Raw genomic sequence first — 16,833 nt, 5'->3', positions numbered from 1 at the left:
GTTCAGCGAAAAATAAATAAAAAAGGAGCGTTGGTGCTCCTTTTTTTGATTGGTACTTTAAAATTTGTTGGAGGTAGTTGCTTTACCGGCAACTTGAAAATTAGTGGCTTGTTTAATTGTTTTTTCTTTACCTTCCGCATCCTGGTAGCTGCGTTCTTCTACTTCTACGGAAAGAGTTTTTCCTTTTAACTCCTTGGTATCTACTTCTTCTTTTTCAATACCGGCTGCTTTCAGGAAACCGGCTAAAATAGGCTGGCCAGGTTCACTTAAGTAAAAACGTTGGTTTACAAAACCTTCTTCGTTTTCTAAGCGGCAATTTATAAAAGGAACATTCTTATTTTCGCTGGTACCCTCTTCCACTTCGGTGATAGTTACCACATGGCGGCCATCCGGTAAAAAAGGTTTTTCATTTAGTTTTACTTTCATAGCTAATTATTTTTACTAAAATTTTACGAAAAGTTACTTCAAAGGTTATATATTTACTACTTATTTTAGTATAACACCTCAACTATTTAGTATACCCAATTATATCTGGTATAATCCGACATTGTAAATTTTCTCTTTTCACTGGTTAAAACCGATTCTATTTACTTGAAATTCTACTTGTATCAAAGGGTATTAGTTAACAAGTAGGTTAACCAAAAATTAGTTTTTACTTGGAGCCTGTGCCAGTCTCCAATGAACAGTTCTGATGCGCTTCATCAGGCATTGTATGCCTCCTGGCCGGCCTCGTTTGGCTCTCTCGGACGGTTCAAACAAGATAGCACCGAAGCCGGGAGATGGGAAAAGGCTCCAAGTAAAAAACAGTTTATGCAGCTTTTATATTTCAATCTAGAATAAACTATACGTTATCTACCCCAAAATTCTAAAAAAGAAAAAGCATCCGGCAGATTAAACTACCGGATGCTTTTTCTTTGATTGAACTATCTGGAATTTGCTAAGGAGCAAATTCCTTTTGTCCGCTTAAATTATTGCACAATCAGCTTGGTGCTTACTTGTTTCGTTTGAGAAACTGCTACCAGGATATATTGTCCTTGCGGTAACGGATTAGCAAATGCTAAACGGGTAGATATAATTCCGTTTTGATCCGTTACTACGTTTTGCGTTTGGATTATTTGACCTTGTAAATCGCGCAGGGTTAAAGTTACTTGCTCTTCTGCTTCAAAGTTGCTTAAGTCCACTCCTATGCTCTCACCGGTACTTGGATTCGGATACAAGTTAACGGAAGCCAATGGAGTGCTGTTCACGCTAGTAGTTACTTGCGGCGAAGAGAGAGGCGCTGCGGGTGCATTTGTGGTTCCCGCTGGCAGTACTTCAATGGCAGATAAAGCTGGTAAGTTCACGGCACCACTGATAAAGTCAATGTTCAACACGCCATCGGTAACCGTTACCTGGAAAGTTTCTTGGATGGCTTTCCGGATACCGCCTGCTTTGGCGTAGATATCGTAGTTAGTCAGTTTGCGGCTTCCCTCCATGTCGACGTTGAATTGCCGCTTACCCGCTGCCCCGAAGTACACTTCGGCAAAGTGCAGTACTACATTCAGGGTACCGTTTTGTACCGGGATGCTGTAGTTAAATGCCGTAGATGAACGGTAGGTCTGATACAAGGCATCATCGGTAGTGTTGGCGATAGCCACTGTAACCGGAGCTCCTACTCTATCCACCCCTCCGTAGTACGCATCCGCCATAAATGTCCGGTTATTGGTAGCGTTGAAGGCAGGACCGCCGGCATTTATTCGGATAGCTTCAGCAGAAATAGTGTTTACTGTTACAGTAACTGGTTTCTCATCAGATAATGCTGGTGAGCCATTATCCGTTACTCTTACCGTAAAGGTAAACGTTCCGGCTGTTGTAGGAGTCCAAGTAAAGACACCCGTTGAAGCATTGATAACGGCATCCGTTGGGGCATCTACTAAAGAGTATGCTTTTACTTGATTTACATCTGCATCGGTGGCATTAGCGGTAAAGGTAAGAGTTTGGTTTACATTAGTTGTTTTGTTACCAATTTCTGCTAATACCGGAGCTTGGTTTACCTCTACGTTATCATTTACCGTTACGGTAATCTGTTCGTCATCCGATAATGCTGGGGAGCCGTTATCCGTTACTTTTACGGTAAAGGTGTACGTACCTGCGGTAACTGCCGTCCAGTTGAACACACCGGTGGAAGCATTGATAACGGCTCCACTTGGGGCATCTACTAAGGAATAAGCTTTCGTCTGGTTGGCATCCGCATCCGTGGCGCTAGCGGTAAAAGTAAGCTCCTGGCCTGTGATTACCGATTTATTACCAATGGCAGTTAATACCGGTGCCTGGTTCGTGCTGGTGGTGGTAGCTACCACTTCAATAGCTGCTAAAGCTGGCAAGTTCACGGCACCGCTGGTAAAGTCAATATTCAATACTCCATCCGTTACGGTTACCTGGAAGGTTTCCTGTATAGCAATCCGTAATCCGCCGGCTTTCGCAAAAATATCGTAGTTGGTTAATTTACGGAGTCCTTCGATGTCTACGTTAAACTGCCGCTTACCAGCGGCGCTGAAGTAAACTTCGGCGAAGTGTAGCACCACATTGAAGGTTCCGTTTTGTACCGGAATGCTGTAGTTAAACGCCGTAGACGAACGATAGGTCTGATATAAAGCATCATCGGTAGTGTTAGCAATAGCAGCTGTTATAGGAGCACCTACCCGATCTACTCCGCCGTAATAAGCATCGGCAATAAAGGTCCGGTTATTAGTAGCATTAAAGACTGGTCCGCCAGCATTTATTCGAATAGCTGACACCGCGCAGTTTTGGTCACGGTTTACGGTAACTTGCTGCGATTTGCTGCAACCAGCTGCATCCTGTACCGTTACTGTATAAACTCCAGGAGCTAAACCAGTAGCCGTTTCTCCGGTTTGTACCGGAGCTGTACTCCAGGAAATAGTGTAGTTACCTGTTCCACCCGTGATATTGCTTACGGTAGCAGAACCTGTTGAAGCATCGCAACTAACCAATGGAGCCGTTACAGTAAAGGCCATGTTATTCTCCCGAACCGGAATAGTTAAGGTTTTAGACGTCTCGCAGGCTCCCGTAGAATTTTCTTTTACAAAGAAGGTATATACACCAGCGGCCAGGTTCTCGAATACCGGTGAAGACTGGTACGTACCATTCGCGCCTAATTTATACTGGAAGGCAGTAGCCGTAGTATTAGATACGCTTAAGGTAATAGAGCCATTGGCTAAGTTACACTGAGCCCCGGTAACTGCTTGCTGATTCAATACTAAGGTACTTTGACCACCAGAAACCGAGAATATTTCCAGACCGGCAATTGCCAGGCGGTTAGCCGTAGGATTAAATTTCAAGTCCAGTTTACCATCGGTTAAACTTACCGCAAAGTCTTTCACCATGGCTGCTTTATAACCTACTTCCCGGTAAATATCCAGGTTAGACAAACGAGTTTCGCCTTCGATACCTACACTGAATACCCGGCCACCTGCTACGTTGAAGAAGTTCTCTACAAAGTGCATCCGGACCATATAATTCCCATTTGCTAATGGAATCTGATAACGAGTTTCCGCTAAATCAGCAGCAGAGGATAAATACGTTTGATATACGGCATCATCTTCGGTGCCAGCTATTGGCGTAACCGCTGGTTTATCTAATTTGATGGATCCTTGCCGGAAAGCTTTATCTGCTTCCCAAACCTTGCCATTAATGGTAACACTAGCATCAGCCGCACTCTTAATCCTTTTTACTAAGGTAATAGCTGCACAGTTATTATCGCCGATTCCGTAAAGTGGTATCCGTAGTGGGGAAAGAGCATTGTTGTAGTACACGAGCAAAGCGGCATTTTTAATACCTTGGCTGCTAGGTTGGAAGGTTACATTCACCGTAGCCGTTCCCTGCGCTGCTATAGTAGTTGCAGTTGGGGTTGCTACGCTAAATTCGGAGCGGTTATCACCCACAATGGTTACATTTTTAATTACAACTGCGGGATCGCTGCCAGCGGAGTAAATTTGACCCAGGTTGTTTAATGTAATCGTCCGGGTAGTGGTAGTACCCACCTGGCCAGAGCCAAAGTCCTGGGCCGATGGTGCGGCAGCTAACTCCGAGTAATTCGCCGGACCATTTAGAGGTCTTATATTCGTTACGTAATAAACATTGTCCTGGTAATCGTAATTTGTTACTCCTGGATTTCCGATATAATCGTGTCCGATGATGTAGGCATTCGGAATAACATTACCATTGTTATCAACGGCTTTATATACCCGGAAACCAATTCTACCTTCTGAATTACGGGCAAGTTCGGTATACTGTGCACTTGATCTAAAACCAAAAGCACCAGTTGGAGAGAAGTTTCCTTCTGCAAGAATTTTAGTTAAGTTCTTCAAAGGCAGTAAGGATTGTCCGTCGAGAGCACGATGGGTAAATATGTTGGTATTGGTAGTAGCGCCTTGCAGGAACCACTGGAAGGATTCTTTAGACGCGCAGCAACCGTGATACGCGGCCATCTGAGTAGCATAAGCCGGTTTAGAAGCATCGGCCCGAACAAAGAACTCAGAGAATATTTCGTCGGAATTTGCAATAACTTTGGTACCCTTATTCCCATCAATGTGCGTGAAACCTACTTTGGTTTTGAAGCCGAAAGCGTCGATGATTTCTTGTAAATAAGGTTCGTTCACGCCTTCTCCTTTAATCTGCCACAAACCGTGCAGCACAATATTCTTTTTAGGTGCTACATCATCATTAGAAACAATCTGGAGCGTATCATTCAGTACTTTCACCCGGGTAGACTGATTACGGGCAATGAATTGAATAGTAGCATTTATCGAGCCGCCCGGATTAATAGTAATAGGCAGACTGGTAGCGGCATTGTAAGTTACACTATCAATATCGGTAATCTTCCAAGAGGTAGCATTCGATAACTTTAAATCTTTGATAGTCAAAACTCCGTAGCCACGGTTGCTGATTTTAACCGTTACGCTATCGTGATTTTGATTAAAAGGAGTGTACGTACCATCATCATTCTTACGAGCCCAAGGTGCTTGCACCAAAGAGAAGGTAAGACGGTCATTTGCCGGGAACTTGTTCAGGTTCTCCACTACCAAATTGGCATTGCTTGGCACGGGGTTACCTACTTGTACTACTTCTAAGTTAATCTTAAGCGTGGCCGGCGTATAACCCTCAGCAGAAGCAGTAATAGTTGCGGTATACGTACCAGCGGCTAAGCCCGCATCCTGAATGTTGAACGGTAAAGCTCCCAATGCTGATTGCGGAATTTTTAACCACTGGCTGCTGCCTTCTGATTGAGTAAGCGTAACGGCCGGAGTACCCGTGGTAGCTGATAATACTACCGTTTTAGCCGCTGTAGCTGTACCAGGAGTATAACTAAAGGCCAGGGATTCGCCGGAGAATTTAAGTTCTTTTACTACGATAGAATTTGCAGGCTTAATGTTATACACTGCTACCACAATATCTTGGTAATCGAAGCCGGAAATATGTTCTTCGGTGGCAATAATGTAAGCGTTTTGCACCAAAGTACCATCCGCGTTTTTAAGTGGGTATACCCGTACGTGATGCGGAACAGCGCCCGAAAAATTATTTAAAGCATCTTCGCTGTATAAATGACGGTTTTCGAAGTATGGCCAGCGCGAGTAGAACCCAAAATTAAGGGCACCTGGGTCGAACGATAGGCTACCGTTAGTTTGTACATCTACTGTTTGGTAATTAGTATTATCTACCGTGAATAGTTCGTTTTTAGCCGTAGCATCGCCGGAAGTATACCAGCCAAAAGCGGTAACAATACCAGCACTATGCTGTGGTCCAAATACCGACAGTGGCTGTATGGTTACTGGTCCGTCTTCTGCCCGAATAAATTTTTGAGCAGCAATTTCTTCACCTAATAATGCCGCTTTAAAATTAGTGCTGTGAATGATGTTAGTTGACTTATTATCGTCCCCTACGTTCACTTTAACTCCGTGTACATCCAGTACTGCTTGTAAAGATGGTTCGTTAGTACCAGATAAACCGCTTGTACCTAAACCACTTAAGGCTATTTCTTTTACTGGATTGTTGGCACTAGTTACCACGATTTTAGCCGTTTTAACCCCAACCGTAGCTGGATTAAACACCAGAGTAAAAGTCATGGCACTATTAGGGGCAATTACAACGGGAGCTGCCGCCGTTGGTGAAGGAGCACCCACTAATTGAAACTCAGTTTTATTTAAACCGTCGAGGGCAATGCCGGTTACCTGCAAACTGCTGTTACCGGTATTAGCCACGGTAATGGTATGGTTTTTACCAGCGGCGCCACCTATTACATCGTTATCCACTACTTCACTCGGGCTAACGGTAGTTATACCGGCTAATGCCGATGGAGCAGTAGCTTTCAGTAAAGTTATCTGAGAGGTTTTACCAGTAGAGTTATTCCAGTTATACTCAATTACGTATAAATTACCGGTTTGTACGTCTTCGGTTAAATCCAGTGGGTTCACAAATCCACCCAGACCGGTAATCCCGTTGGTTCCAGAGCCCGTCCGGGCATTTACGATATCATAAATTTTATCATCGGCAGTAGCTGAGTTAACAGACGGATCTTTCACCAAAGTACCTGGCTCCAGCACGATAATATCGCTGCCACCACTAAAACGGCACACTAATATTCTACCTTTTAAAGCTCCATTAAACGCATTGCTCTTGTACTCAATTACACCATTAGGCGATTTGTTCAACTCAAAATTAAAAGCGGCTCCCCGGTAGTTTACATCCGGTACCACGGTAGAAGGATATTTTGGATTATCCACATAACCACGGTGAGCAGCATATTCTCCTCTTAATGGGTTTGGATGACCGTAAAAGCCTACTGGTTTTAATGGATTAACCCGGAACAGCCAGTCAGGTTGTACTTGCACTCCGTTGGTAGCCGGAATAGTCGGACCATCGTAAAAGGTGCCGTTTGGTCGGCGGGTACCTTTTACCGAAGCCGGCGAGTTGCCGCCCGCAGCCGAGCCATTGGTTGGCACATACAACTGGCCGTTAGAATGCCATACTAAGTCGTAGGCATTACGAACACCAGAAGCGTAAATAGTCAAAGGCGAGTTGGTCGCATAAGGATTGTATGTTCCATCCGACATACGTATGTTATTCGCTGGAGCCGCATTTATAACACTTTGGTTAGCCGTAGTTCTAACATCTAATGGTAAAGTTACACCCGCTAGCTTTTCCATATCCAGACGTAAAACCGCTCCGGCTAATAAGCTCTCGTCCCGCTGCCAGGTTCCATCGTAGTTACCCATGGAGCTGTTACTACCTTGACAGAAATACAAAGCGCCATCCGGACCGAATACAATATTATTTACTAAGTGGTCTTTCTGGGAACGTGGCAGTTTAGTAACTACTAACTCTTCGCTGCCCAATTCAGGACCGGAAAGTTTAGAGATATTGCCATCAAACTCGGGAGCATTGGTTAAACCAGCGCTGCAATGCGATACCCAGGCAATTAAATTTGAAGCCGTAGAAGCAGGATCAAAGACTAATCCAACTGCCGAACGGGCTCCCCGTTTCACTACTAAGGAGTTTATTTCAAAAGCATTCGATAGCATACCGGTCTCCCGGTTAACATCAAAACGCTCAATTACCCCATCTAAACGCAAAGCGTAAAATTTGCCATCCGGACCAAAAGTTAAACTCGTGTATTTTTTACCGGTAGTACCCGGAATAGTTTGTTTGGCAAACTCAATGGCGGCTGTGTTGTTAGGAGCAGAAACACTACCAGTAGTAAAGGTAGCTTGATAGGGCAAGAAAGCCGCACCACTATATGATTTTACTCCACTAGTAATAACAAATTTGTAGGTTGTATTTGGTTCTAAGGCATAAGAGGGAGAGAAGCTGATGGCATCGCCACCACCGGTTCCCTGAATAACACCTTGGAGTTCGGAGGAAGAACCACCCGTTATTTTTAATAATTTTACGGTAGAAGCATTTAAAGTAGCATTATCTACTCCCCCTTTAAAGCCAGATACTTCGGGTACGTACAAATTGTTCGCGGCAATGCTGGCGGTATTTACGCTAACATTAGTAGCGCCATTAGCCGGGGTAGATGATATAACGTAAGGTTGATTACTCCCCGGTGCTACTACCGTAACTTGCACCAAAGTACTGGCACTGCTGTAACCCGTTGCCGAAGCAATTACGGTAGCCGTATAGGTACCTTCCGGCAGGTTCTTCGCCGCGGTATAGTCAAAAATTACGTTTGGTTCGCTGTTAATATGAGTAGCGTCAAAGCTTAACCAATCAGTAGCTTCATCGCTGTAAGTAGCGTTTAAAGCAACGGCTAAGTTTTCGTCGGTACCAGAATTATTTAAATCTAAGGAGAAAGTTTTATTGGTGCTGGTAGTTCCTTTTTCAATTACCAGGCTATGCGAACTTGCCGACCACAAAAGATATGGTTTTGTATCTACCGGGGTAATAAGAGCCGAGTTAATTTTAGTATTGGTACCGCCATCGGCGTTAATGGTGAGATAGCCATCGGTTACAGTTACCCGCACTTTATTCGATTTAAACCGGGTAGCACTTCCTGATGCTCCGCTAGGCACAAACCCGCTGATGGCACTTACTCCTTCTACATTAAGGCTATGACTCTCCGGAGTAGAGCTTGAAACGGCATCCCCGACACTCACGGTTACATCGTACTGGCCATTGGCTACTTTTAACTCCCAATAACCTTCAACGGTAGTACCGGAAAAGGCAGAACCAGTAATTTGATTGGCTTGCATGTGCATGAAAGTAGCTTGCAGCACATCAATATCCGGGTTAAGCGTAGAATTCCGGTTCCGGCCGTTACCAGGGGTAGAACCACCCACCGATAAATCCAGATTCGAACCATCGCTGCGTTTTCTCCAACCATATTCCAAATTTTCACCCTGATATTGGCCGGTTCTTAAACCAAACGCCTGACCGTAATCTCTTACCCAACCGGTTGGTGGTACCGTGGCCGGATCCTGGAAGTTTACTTTTACTTCTTGAGCAATAGCAGGTACGGATACAGTTAAATTAATACGGAGAGTAGCGGGTTCATAACCTTCGGCAGTAGCAGTAACAATGGCTTCGTAAATACCAGGAGCCATGGTTGAACTGAAGTTGCTTGGTCCAAAAGAGATAGTACCTAATTTAGCGTTAGGTAAAGTTAACCAACTAGCAGAGGTCTGGCTAAATGTTACTACCGGCTGGTCTTTACTGGCCGAAAGCACAGTTGACTTAGTGGCCACCGTTCCGCCTTGTACAGCGTAAAAATCAAGGGCGCTTGGTAAGAACGCTAAAGTTTTATCTGATTTAACTTCTAATGGTTTTACACTAAAATCGTCGAAAGAATAATCAACAGCTGTAGTAGCTCGGCGGTGAGTAGCAAAGATACCGGCATAAGAAAGATTTTTTTCGCCGATTTGTTTCCCGTTTACAAATTTTGCCGGTAACGGCAAAGTACCTAAAGAAACCTCAGCTCCTCCGTTAATAGAATAAATCCCTTCTACAATGCCATCGGCTTCGGCAGTAGTGCCGCGTTTAACAATAAGTTTTAATTTTACTACACTTTTACTTAAGGCTAAGGTAGAAGCAGTAGTTGCCTGATCGGTAGTTCCCGATAGGCCATTCACTTCCCGACGAAATTCAATATTGCTTCTTAAGTTAGCGGCTGAAACCACATCTATTTTCACAAAATTATCTTCGTCCAGGCCAAACCACAAACCAGCTTGTTCCGACTTGTTCGTACCTGCATTCGGTTGTAAAAGGGTAGTTTCAATTACCACATCCTGATTACTGGTTTCTACACCTACTCCTAAAGCATTTAATTGCGAGTTGGTGGCTGTAGTAGTGGTTGAAGTACTGCCGTTACGCAAGTAAGCTATCCCCGGGGTGGTAGTAATAGTGAGTTTTCCAGTACCGGAAGGATCAAGGGTTAACTTTCCAGGCTCATAACCCGGAACCGAAGAATAAGCAGCAGTACCATCGCTGGTTAATCGGGCAGATGGGGCATCTACCATTGTAAAACCAATTTTAGCACCGTTTTTATCGGCTAAACCTCCTTCACTGCTGTCAAAAATTAACATGTACGGCAAGGAAACACCAATTTCTGCACACGGCAAAGTACTTACCGGCGAACAAGCTACCACGGGAGCAGTTGGTTCTACATTTACGGAAAAAGATGCACTAATTGATGCTTGGGAGTTATCGGTAGCCGTAACCCGAACCAAGGACATGCTCGCGGTAGCAGGAGCTGTTCCACTGAAAGTTTGAGTAGCGGCATCAAACTTAAGCCAGTTGGGTAATGCTTTTCCATCCGACATAGTAGCCGAATAAGTCAGCACATCCCCCACATCTGGGTCGGAGAAAGTACCGGTTTTGAAGGAAAAGGCTTGGCCTCCGCTCAAGGTTTGAGCCTCCGGGGAAGACACAATAATGGGAGCGGCATTGGCAGCGATTACATTTATTTCGCTTAAAATACTAGTTGCCAACCCTGCCGTATATTTTTTGGCGAGGTGGAAGGCATTAGATTGCAAACTAATGAGCAATCCGGTTACTATAACTGCTAACCAAAATCGAGAGAGATATCGATTCGGATTTTGAATAAAGGAGTATCCCTTTTTCATACTGATTTTTAAATCTGGTTAAGTAATTGTTTTGTAAGTTTCTTTTCTAATTTATTGTTAACTAAAAAGTTATCAATAATATAATGGTATTGGTTGATTAAGGTAGTAAGATAGATTAGGTCGATTTTCTTGAATATGGCGAGAAAATACTCAATTGGTTTGCTTGTTAATTAGATTGGTTAGTAGAAGTTTTTCATGGATTTAATATGATAATTTCTAATGATTGTAGTTTTCAAGGTAATTGTTGGCAGTATGCGTTAATTAGTTTTATAATATAAAATCAAAATAATTTTATACCCTTTAACAAGAATGATGCGCAAGTTGCAGTTCTCATATAATTTTTTTATTTATTTTAATATATAAATGCTAAGATACTGAAAATAAATATATTAAAATTAAGATAAATAAATATTTTATTAAACCAATTATATAAAAGAAGGAAAAGTTTTTAAATTTGCAGATGCTGAGAATAAATTTCTTATTTACGAATGAACTAATTAAAATACCCTCCCCGATATTATTCAGGTAGAATTTGCAGCTTTACACCTCACCTTTTGGTAATTAGTAAGTCCTTGATTAAGTTCAGCTATCCGCATAATTATTTAATAAGATTATCCATTACTACGTTTAAACAATAATAGCTTCTCTTGAGCCTGCTTAAATATTTGGATAATAATAGGAGTTAGGCCCAAAACAAAAAGAAGGTACTTAGACAAAAAGATGGGAACTGCCCAAGTATTGCTTATTTGTAAGTGAGCTCCGCAAGCTAAGTTGGATGAAGGCTCGTGAAGTGCTGGTTAACTCTCATGGTGAATTATTTCTGGTCGGGCCGGCATCATCGAACCGTGAAAGGCATCAACTTGATTACTTTGTTTTACACCGATGCGAGGGGTTTGGGTTTGCCGGTTAACTTCCGGATATACCACCTTCAGGAGAGAAAAAGTAAACACGCCTATTTTCAGGAAATAGTCTAGGAGTGTTGGCAGTGGGGGCTGCGTCCGAACTGGGTAACGGCGAATAGTTGGTATGCCTGACTAGAGAACTTAAAGTTCCTGAGAAACCAGGAGGTGGGTTTTCTAATAAGGCTGGAGACTAATTGCCTCGCCTCCACCATACCCGGTCGTTATGGGCAGGTGGGCCAAATAGAACTCTTGTCAGAAGAGAGATTGTTTACTCACTTAAAGGGTTTTGATTTCGGGAAAGTGTTTCGGACGGTGGACTTAAGAAGACTACGTGAGACACTATGCCCTGTATTTACTCCACCATGATGAGCAATGCTGATCAGTCAGTCGCCAGCAGTTGGAGCAAGTAAAAGCCCGGCGCTGGAACATAGAGAAATGTTTCCGTACTGTTAAACAAGAACGTCATGCTCAGCATTTCTTTATCCGCCGCACCTAAGCTGTCCAGAACCATCTCTTCTGGGTGTTACCTGCTTTTCAGAGGCTCAATTGGAATGTGTATGCGCTGCCACGAACGCTTTTCCTCACCGTACAGCGTGCATTCATTCATCACTTTGCGTAACTCCCAGAAAATTAAAATACACCTGCTCCATGAAAACAGGTGTTAAAAGAGCAGTAATAAAAGTTAGGTTTTCCTTTTTTATAAAATTGGTTCGTAGCGGAATTCATATTAATACCAGAAAATTTTCTATGGTAAAGAAAGCAGCCAATCCCGGGCAGAAGGCTCATCATCAAACATTTTAATTTCCCAGGTATTACTAAGGCGCTGGTGCAGTTGGTGAAACGACATTTGCCCATAAACCCCGGGGGCTAGTACCTGGGCCATGTAACGTAGTCCTAAGGCTTGTACTTTAGGGGTCCAAACCTGTACAATCCAGTCGTTGGCAACCGTCCAGGGACCAATTAATTCGGCGTGGCTGTTTAATAGTTTAGCGCAAGGCTGGTTCTGCAACATTTTTATATAATGATTGCCCCCTTGCCTTACGGTATCTAAAGTTTGTATGCCAATCCATTGCGCCAGAACATACGAATTATCCGGCATTCGTTCGGCAATTAAGAACACGTCGCCGTTTTCTTTTTTTAATTCAATCTTTCCCACAAATCCAGCCCAGTAAAGTAATTATGTTTCATTTTCGACTAGGTTAAGGTACCAGCTATTTTAGTGAACCTGCCTTTAAGTTTCAAATGGGTTTACTTAAGATAAAGAATGTTGTTACACGAAATATCTGGCAACATAAGCTGGGCAGCATAAGAATAAGCCATAAAATAAACCGACCAGATTTTTAAGTAAAACCATTTGCCTACTATAGATCTTAAGGAGCAAAATTTATCCATTTTAAAAACTGCTCTTCTTTACTAAAGTTAGTTGCTTTAATTATTATTTTGTTTCCGTATTCATACAAACTAATTCCGCATTTATCTATTCCGGCGGGCATGTTACTTGTTCATAGTAGTTTACAAATATTTTAATTAAAATGTAGCATGTCCGCTGGATTAACAGATTGGATTTATCAAAATTTAGATCCTAAAAGCTTAGATAGAAACGAAATTTTAAATCATTTGATATACTTAAAAGAAATAACGGAGCAGGAAACTTCTTTGGATAGAATAGTGAAATATTATTTTTACAAAATAAGCTTAGAGAATCGATTAGTACAATTAGATAAAGAATTGCCAGAATCAATTAAAATTTTACCTGGACCAAAATCTACTACTCTCTAATTCGTAGAAAATAAGTTAAAGGTAATTGGGTATTGGTAATCTCTTACGTTAGCACCTTAAAATAATTGTTGCAGTAGAAAATTATTGCAGTAGAAATAAGAAAGTAACAGTCCAAAATAGTAAAACCCCGAACGCAGCTTAAACAGTGTTCAGGGTTTTGTTTTATTCTAAAATCTTAGTAAAGGGTAAAGCTTTAAGCTCCCGCGTGATCGTAATTTACCTTTGGATGGGATTTTTGTAATTCTTCTAATTGCTTTTTACCGTAGGCAAATTTAGTAATGACAATAAACAGCACTGGAACCGCAAAAAGCGCTAAGAAAGTAGCCGAAAGCATACCCCCTACTACCGTCCAGCCAATGGTTTGCCGGGCTACCGCTCCTGCTCCCGATGAAAAGGCCAAAGGCAGTACTCCCAGAATAAAAGCCAATGAAGTCATGATAATAGGACGAAGACGTAATTTAACGGCATCTATCGTAGCCGCTAATATTTCCATACCATGGTCCACCCGTTCTTTGGCAAACTCCACAATCAGAATAGCGTTCTTCGCCGCCAATCCAATCAAAGTAATTAAACCAATCTGCGCGTAAATATTATTGGATAACTTCGGCAGAAAAGTTAAAGCCAAAATTGCCCCGAAAGCCCCTAACGGCACGGCCAACAAAACCGAAAACGGCACCGACCAGCTTTCGTAAAGGGCCGCCATTAACAGGAATACTAAGGTAATAGATAAAGCGAAAATGTAAATTGTGGTATTGCCCGACGATAATTCCTCGCGGCTTAACCCGGAGAATTCGTAGCCATAACCGGCCGGGAGCACTTTAGCGGCTACTTCTTCCAGAGCCTGAATGGCCTGACCACTACTATAGCCCGGAGCCGGGTTACCATTTATTTCGGTGGACCGGAACAAATTAAAATGCGTTACTACCGGCGCGCTTTCCGTTACCTGGTGCGATACCAGCGCACTTAGTGGCACCGATACTCCTTGGCGGTTTAATACGTAATATTGACTTAAATCTTTAATATCGTCGCGGAAGGCAGTATCGGCTTGAGCTACTACCCGGAAGTTACGACCGTACATGGTAAAATCGTTGACGTACTGGCTGCCCATGTACGTTGACATGGTTGAAAAAACGTCTGAAAGGGAAACACCCATTTTCTTTACTTTCTCGCGGTCTACCTGGAGTTGATAGCCCGGCGCCCGGGCGGTAAAGAAGGAAAAGGCCCCGGTTATTTCGGGACGTTTCCGGACTTCCGCCAAAAAGTTATTTACTACGCCTTCAAACGCTTTGATATCATCGGTACTTTCGCGCTGCTGCAAAATAAAACTAAAACCACCCGTACGACCTAAGCCCGGAACTGCCGGCGGGGGCACTACTACAATGTTCGCATCCTTAACGGTAGCAAATTTCTGCTGCAAGGTGCCAATAATCGCAAAAAGCTGCTGTTCAGCATTCTTCCGTTCGGCCCACGGTTTTAATTGCACGAAAATAGTACCGCTGTTCGATTTAATGGAGAAGTTTAAAACGTTTAATCCGGCAATGGCCGAGTAATTGTTAACCCCCGGTGTAGTTCTTAAATGTTCGGATATTTCTTTTAAAACGGCAATGGTACGAGTACTGGATGCCGCCTGAGGCAATTCAAAAGTTACAAATAAACGGCCTTCGTCTTCGGTTGGAATAAAGCCGGTGGGTTTGGTGCGGAATAAGGCAAAAGTGCCGACATAAATACATACCAGCAAAATCAACACCAAAGGAGCTGCCTTTATGCTCTTCCGAACACCATTAGAATAACCATGCGTAACCCGGGCAAACCAACGGTTAAATTTATAAAAGAGCTTATTTATACCGCGTGAATTTCTATTCAAATTCATAGGCTTTAACATTAAAGAGCACAATGCGGGAGTTAAAGTAAGCGCCACAAAAGCCGAAATAAGCACCGAAATAGCAATAGTAATCGCAAATTGCTGGTACAAACGGCCCACAATACCCGGAATAAACCCTACCGGAATAAATACCGCCGCCAAAACTAAGGCAATAGCAATTACCGGTGCCGTGATATCTTTCATGGCTTTGCGGGTAGCTTCCTTCGCCGAAAGCCGCTCGTGGTCAATGTAATGTTGTACGGCCTCTACCACCACAATAGCGTCGTCCACCACAATACCAATAGCTAACACGAAACCAAATAAGGTAAGCGTATTAATAGTAAACCCAAGCGGAATAAAGAAAATAAAGGTACCAATAATAGAAACCGGAATAGCCAGAATAGGTACCAGGGTTGCCCGCCAGTTTTGCAGGAAAATAAATACCACTAAAATTACCAGCACCAAAGCTTCTACCAAGGTATGGATTACTTCTTCAATGGAAACCTCCACCACCGAAACCGTCTCAAACGAAACTTTATAATCCATATCGGCCGGAAAGGTTTTCTTCAGGTTGGCCAGAGCGGCATAAACACCTTCGGCGGTATCCAAGGCATTGCTACCCGGTGATTGATAGATGAGTAAAAAGGTAGCCGGTTTGCCGTTGATAAAGGCTTGCCGCGTATATCCAAAACTACCTAATTCTAAACGGGCCACATCCCGCAGGTAAACAACGGAGCCATCTTCGGGACGGGTACGCACCACGATATTTTCGAATTGTTCCTGGCCGGTTAAGCGCCCGTTTACCGTTAAGGGGTATTCGAAAGCTTGAGTTGAAAATTGCGGCGCTCCGCCCACCGAACCGGCAGCTACCTGTACGTTTTGTTCCCGTAAAGCAGCAGCTACCTCGGTAGGAGCTATTCCTAATTGCGAAAGTTTATCTGGTTGCAACCAAACCCGCATACTAAACTCTTCGCCTACAGTGTTTATATCACCTACCCCTTTTACCCGCAAAATAGCATCGCGGATGTAAATGTTAGTGTAGTTATCCAGGAATTTAATATCGTGCGTACCATTGGGTGAGTAAAAAGTTACTACCATCATGATAGTAGGATTCCGCTTCCGGACGGTTAAGCCTAAGCGGCGCACTTCTTCGGGTAACCGGGGTTCAGCAATACTAGCCCGGTTCTGCACATCCAGGGTAGCAATGTCTACATCGGTACCTACTTCAAAGTTTACATCCATGGACATTTGCCCGGTGCTGGTACTGTTGGATGACAAGTAAGTCATGCCAGGGGTACCATTTACTTGGGTTTCCACGGGAGTAGTAACGGTTTGTTCTACCGTTTGCGCATCGGCCCCCGTATAGTTGCCTTGGATAGAAACTACCGGCGGCGAAATATTAGGGTATTGGCTGATGGGCAGGTTTAATATAGCCAGAGTACCCACCAGTAAAATTACAAGGGATATAACAATAGCCGTAACGGGTCTTCTTATAAATACTTCTGAAATCATTTTCTAAATAAATATAATGAGTGAATGTTGGAATAAGCGAATGTTGAATGAGTGGATAAGTGGATTTTGAATGCAGGAATAACCGGATGAATAACTTAAAATAGTAAACTAAGGATTAAAAATGTACAAGACTTCATATTCCTTATCAAGTTGTTAGTAT

The 16,833-nt window shown here is 43.1% G+C and carries 6 protein-coding genes; 2 read left to right on the top strand and 4 right to left on the bottom strand.

Annotated elements, in window-relative coordinates; translation table 11 throughout:
- Positions 1 to 57 precede the first annotated feature (57 nt).
- Positions 58 to 426, bottom strand: a complete 369-nt coding sequence (locus AHMF7605_RS23595; RefSeq protein ID WP_106932440.1) for a hypothetical protein — start codon at positions 424 to 426, stop codon at positions 58 to 60.
- A 542-nt stretch (positions 427 to 968) separates the two neighbouring features.
- A complete protein-coding gene (locus AHMF7605_RS23590) occupies positions 969 to 10,619 on the bottom strand; it encodes a malectin domain-containing carbohydrate-binding protein (protein ID WP_106932439.1) in 9,651 nt (3,216 codons plus the stop codon).
- Positions 10,620 to 11,425: 806 nt separating this feature from the next.
- Here AHMF7605_RS23590 and AHMF7605_RS29935 point away from each other — a divergent pair.
- A complete protein-coding gene (locus tag AHMF7605_RS29935; RefSeq protein WP_158267602.1) occupies positions 11,426 to 11,593 on the top strand; it encodes a hypothetical protein in 168 nt (55 codons plus the stop codon).
- A 673-nt stretch (positions 11,594 to 12,266) separates the two neighbouring features.
- On the opposite strand, the gene AHMF7605_RS23585 is transcribed toward AHMF7605_RS29935, so the two are convergent.
- Complete coding sequence (locus AHMF7605_RS23585; protein WP_106932438.1) at positions 12,267 to 12,677, bottom strand: hypothetical protein; 411 nt, start codon at positions 12,675 to 12,677, stop codon at positions 12,267 to 12,269.
- Positions 12,678 to 13,060: 383 nt separating this feature from the next.
- Here AHMF7605_RS23585 and AHMF7605_RS23580 point away from each other — a divergent pair, with 383 nt between their 5' ends.
- Positions 13,061 to 13,300 carry a hypothetical protein gene (locus tag AHMF7605_RS23580; RefSeq protein WP_106932437.1) on the top strand — a complete coding sequence of 80 codons (240 nt, stop codon included), beginning with the start codon at positions 13,061 to 13,063 and terminating at the stop codon, positions 13,298 to 13,300.
- A gap of 193 nt (positions 13,301 to 13,493) precedes the next feature.
- Here the strand turns inward: AHMF7605_RS23580 and AHMF7605_RS23575 are convergent, their stop codons facing one another.
- Positions 13,494 to 16,673 carry an efflux RND transporter permease subunit gene (locus tag AHMF7605_RS23575; RefSeq protein ID WP_106932436.1) on the bottom strand — a complete coding sequence of 1,060 codons (3,180 nt, stop codon included), beginning with the start codon at positions 16,671 to 16,673 and terminating at the stop codon, positions 13,494 to 13,496.
- Positions 16,674 to 16,833: the final 160 nt, after the last annotated feature.

This window comes from Adhaeribacter arboris (assembly GCF_003023845.1).
Taxonomy (GTDB): Bacteria; Bacteroidota; Bacteroidia; order Cytophagales; family Hymenobacteraceae; genus Adhaeribacter; species Adhaeribacter arboris.
The sequence above is the reverse complement of the archived record's forward strand: the minus strand, read 5'-3'. Positions and strand labels throughout refer to the sequence as shown.

Bases quoted from the DNA above. Each gene is read 5' to 3' on its own strand.
- AHMF7605_RS23595 (WP_106932440.1), bottom strand. From the start codon at position 426: ATGAAAGTAAAACTAAATGAAAAACCTTTTTTACCGGATGGCCGCCAT.
- AHMF7605_RS23590 (WP_106932439.1), bottom strand. From the start codon at position 10,619: ATGAAAAAGGGATACTCCTTTATTCAAAATCCGAATCGATATCTCTCT.
- AHMF7605_RS29935 (WP_158267602.1), top strand. From the start codon at position 11,426: ATGGTGAATTATTTCTGGTCGGGCCGGCATCATCGAACCGTGAAAGGC.
- AHMF7605_RS23580 (WP_106932437.1), top strand. From the start codon at position 13,061: ATGTCCGCTGGATTAACAGATTGGATTTATCAAAATTTAGATCCTAAA.
- AHMF7605_RS23575 (WP_106932436.1), bottom strand. From the start codon at position 16,673: ATGATTTCAGAAGTATTTATAAGAAGACCCGTTACGGCTATTGTTATA.